Raw genomic sequence first — 3,216 nt, 5'->3', positions numbered from 1 at the left:
GCTTTTGTCCGATGGGTGTGCAACGATTGTTGTGTAGCGACTGCTCAACTGAGGAGCCGGATGCGGGAATTCCGCACGTCCGGATCTGTGGGAACCACGGGTGAGCAATCACCCGTGGTCACCCGGCGGCAATCGCCTTAGGCGGTGGCTTCCTTGGGGTTGGGTCCGTAGGCGTTGTCGCCGGGCATGCTGTCCTGGATCAGGAAGAAGATCAGGATGATCGGACCGATGATCGGGATCAGCGAGAGCAGCACCCACCAGCCGGACCGACCGATGTCATGGAGCCGGCGTACCGCAACGGCTAGGCCGGGCAGAAGAACCGCCAACATGTAGAGACTGCTGACGAGGCCGACCCCAGTCTCCTTGTCGAGGGTGCCCAGCATGTTATCGACCAGCAGCAACGCGGTGATGATCAAGAAGTTGATCAGAAAGTAATACCAATACTCCTTGCGATGGGCGCGTCCGGTGAAGACCGCGTATTTCTTCAAGACCTCGAGATACCAATTCATTCGTTTCTCCAACTGAGGGGGCGGCGTGCAGGGTCTACGACCAGGGTCGGCGGGTCCAGAGATGTCAAGCGCACGACGAGACGCCGAGTGTTTGCACCGTGACGATCTTGGGCGCCACCGCATGGATTCATGATCATCGCGCAGCTGCGCTCCGCGTGCTCGATCCGTTGCTTTCCCTTAGACTCGGGCGGGCCATGTGGCAAGGCGTCGCAAACAAGAACGCCTGTAATCACACTACCGGAGTCAGGGGATGGGTTACTATTCCGAGATCTATCAGCGCTCACTCGAAGAGCCCGAGGTCTTCTGGGCCGAGGCCGCTGAGGCGCTTGATTGGCATCGCCGCTGGGGCAAGGTACTGGACCAGGATGCGCGGCCGAGCGCGCGCTGGTTCAGCGGCGGTGAGCTCAATACCTGCCATAATGCGCTGGACCGGCACGTCGAGGCCGGTCATGGCGAGCGGGCGGCGCTGATCTACGACAGCCCGGTCACGGGCACCCAGCGCCACTACAGCTATCGCGCGCTGCGTGACGAGGTAGCCCAGCTCGCCGGTGCGATCCGTGCCGCCGGTGTCGGCCCGGGGGACCGGGTCGTGATCTATCTGCCGATGATCCCGGAGGCGGCGATGGCGATGCTCGCCTGCGCGCGCATCGGCGCCATCCATTCGGTCGTGTTCGGCGGCTTCGCGGCACGTGAGCTGGCGACGCGCATCGATGACTGCCAGCCGACCCTGCTGCTGACCGCCTCCTGCGGCATCGAGCCGAACCGGATCATCGACTACAAGCCGCTGGTCGACGAGGCGCTTGCGCTGGCCGAGCACAAGCCGCGCAGCTGCCTGATCAAGCAGCGCCCGGAGCAGCCGGCTGCGCTCGCACCCGGCCGCGACCATGGCGTCGCCATCGGAGACTGGGACGAGGCGGTCGCCGCCGCGAGCCCGGTCGACTGCGTGCCGGTCGCCGCGACCGATCCGCTCTATATCCTCTACACCTCGGGCACCACCGGCCGGCCCAAGGGCGTGGTGCGCGACAACGGCGGACATGCCGTTGCGCTGCATTGGTCGATGGCCAATATCTACGACGTGCAGGCCGGCGATGTCTTTTGGGCGGCGTCCGATGTCGGCTGGGTCGTCGGCCACAGCTACATCGTCTACGGCCCGCTGCTCGCCGGCTGCACCACGGTGATCTACGAAGGCAAGCCGGTCGGCACCCCCGATCCGGGCGCGTTCTGGCGCGTGATCAGCGAGCACGGCGTCAAGGTGATGTTCACCGCACCGACCGCGATCCGCGCGATCAAGAAGGAGGACCCGGCCGGCGAGCATTGCGCACGCTATGACCTGAGCCGCCTGCAGGCGCTGTTCCTGGCCGGCGAGCGCTGCGATCCGGACACCTTGAGTTGGGCTCAGCAGCTGCTCGAGCGGCCGGTGATCGACCATTGGTGGCAGACCGAGACCGGCTGGGCGATCGCGGCCAACCCGCTCGGGATCGAGCCGCTGCCGGTCAAGTCGGGCTCGCCGAGCCGGCCGATGGTCGGCTATGACGTGCGGGTGCTCGACGATCAGGGCGACGAGCGGCCGACCGGCGCGATGGGCGACATCTGCATCAAGCTGCCGCTGCCGCCGGCCTGCCTGCCGACCCTCTGGAACAACGACGCCCGCTTCGTCGAGGCCTATCTGACGCGCCATCCCGGCTACTACCTCAGCGGCGATGCCGGCTACAAGGACGCCGACGGCTATCTCTGGATCATGAGCCGCACCGACGACGTGATCAATGTCGCCGGCCACCGGCTCTCGACCGGGCAGATCGAGGAGGTCCTGGCCAGCCATCCCGATGTCGCCGAGTGCGCGGTCATCGGCGTCCACGATTCACTCAAGGGTCAGCTGCCGCTCGGGCTGGTGGTGCTCAAGGCCGGCGTCGAGCGCGGCGTCGCCGAGCTCAACGCCGAGCTGATCCAGCGCGTGCGCGATCAGATCGGCCCGGTCGCCGCCTTCAAGCAGGTCGCGGTCGTCTCGCGGCTGCCGAAGACCCGCTCCGGCAAGATCCTGCGCGGCACCATGGTCAAGATCGCCGACGGCCAGAGCTGGACCATGCCGGCGACCATCGATGACCCGGCGATCCTGGACGAGATCGCCGCCTCGCTGCGGGCGTTGGGGTATGCGTGCTGAGGCGGCATCGCGGCATTGTGAATTTTTTCTTGACCGAGCATGCGAAGAAGCGCTGTATCAGACGCAAGATCCGACGCGAATGGATCGCGAGGGCGCTGGAGCACCCAGCACGCATCGAGGCTGATCCAGATGACCCCGATTTGGTCCATGTGCTGTGCCTGATTCCGGAACGCACCTTTCGCGCGTTGCGGGTCATCTACAACGAGACCGCTGACCCGGTCGCGATCGTGACGGCCTAATGGAATGGTCCGCCCCTCCTTGTTTACCCTGAAGGGGTCCGCAACCAGCACCCGATCCGGAGGACTGATTCCATGGCTGAGACGATCATTGGCATCGACCTGGGCAAGCTGAAGTTCCACGTCTGCGTCGTGGACGCCAACGGCCACGTCGAGCGCCGTCGCGCCGACTCGCGCAGCGCCGTGATGCGCTTCCTGGCCAACACCCCAGCGGCGACCGTGGCGATGGAGGCCTGCCCCGGGGCGCATCACCTCGCGCGCAAGGCGGCGAGCTTTGGACACAAGCCCCTGCTGCTGCCGGCGCAGTACGTCA

Annotated in this window: 3 protein-coding genes and 1 pseudogene; 3 read left to right on the top strand and 1 reads right to left on the bottom strand. The window is 65.8% G+C overall.

The window, feature by feature from the left end; translation table 11 throughout:
- Window positions 1-137: 137 nt before the first annotated feature.
- Window positions 138-509: a DUF805 domain-containing protein gene (locus CKO40_RS23475; protein ID WP_200348879.1), complete on the bottom strand. Its 372-nt coding sequence runs from the start codon at window positions 507-509 to the stop codon at window positions 138-140.
- A gap of 250 nt (window positions 510-759) precedes the next feature.
- Here CKO40_RS23475 and CKO40_RS23470 point away from each other — a divergent pair, with 250 nt between their 5' ends.
- The 3 genes and pseudogenes from CKO40_RS23470 to CKO40_RS23460 all read left to right on the top strand — a co-directional run.
- Window positions 760-2,667: a propionyl-CoA synthetase gene (locus tag CKO40_RS23470; protein WP_200348878.1), complete on the top strand. Its 1,908-nt coding sequence runs from the start codon at window positions 760-762 to the stop codon at window positions 2,665-2,667.
- A 29-nt stretch (window positions 2,668-2,696) separates the two neighbouring features.
- The gene (locus CKO40_RS23465) at window positions 2,697-2,906 is read left to right on the top strand and encodes a DUF4258 domain-containing protein (protein ID WP_200348877.1); all 210 of its coding nucleotides are present in this window, start codon (window positions 2,697-2,699) and stop codon (window positions 2,904-2,906) included.
- Window positions 2,907-2,978: 72 nt separating this feature from the next.
- A pseudogene (locus CKO40_RS23460) lies at window positions 2,979-3,216 on the top strand (hypothetical protein); the annotation flags it as partial.

The sequence above is a fragment of the Halochromatium glycolicum genome, from assembly GCF_016584085.1.
Taxonomy (GTDB): Bacteria; Pseudomonadota; Gammaproteobacteria; order Chromatiales; family Chromatiaceae; genus Lamprobacter; species Lamprobacter glycolicus.
This window is presented reverse-complemented; position numbering and strand designations above follow the sequence as displayed.

Excerpts from the sequence above, each read along its gene's own strand:
- CKO40_RS23475 (WP_200348879.1), bottom strand. The coding sequence starts at position 509 with ATGAATTGGTATCTCGAGGTCTTGAAGAAATACGCGGTCTTCACCGGA.
- CKO40_RS23470 (WP_200348878.1), top strand. The coding sequence starts at position 760 with ATGGGTTACTATTCCGAGATCTATCAGCGCTCACTCGAAGAGCCCGAG.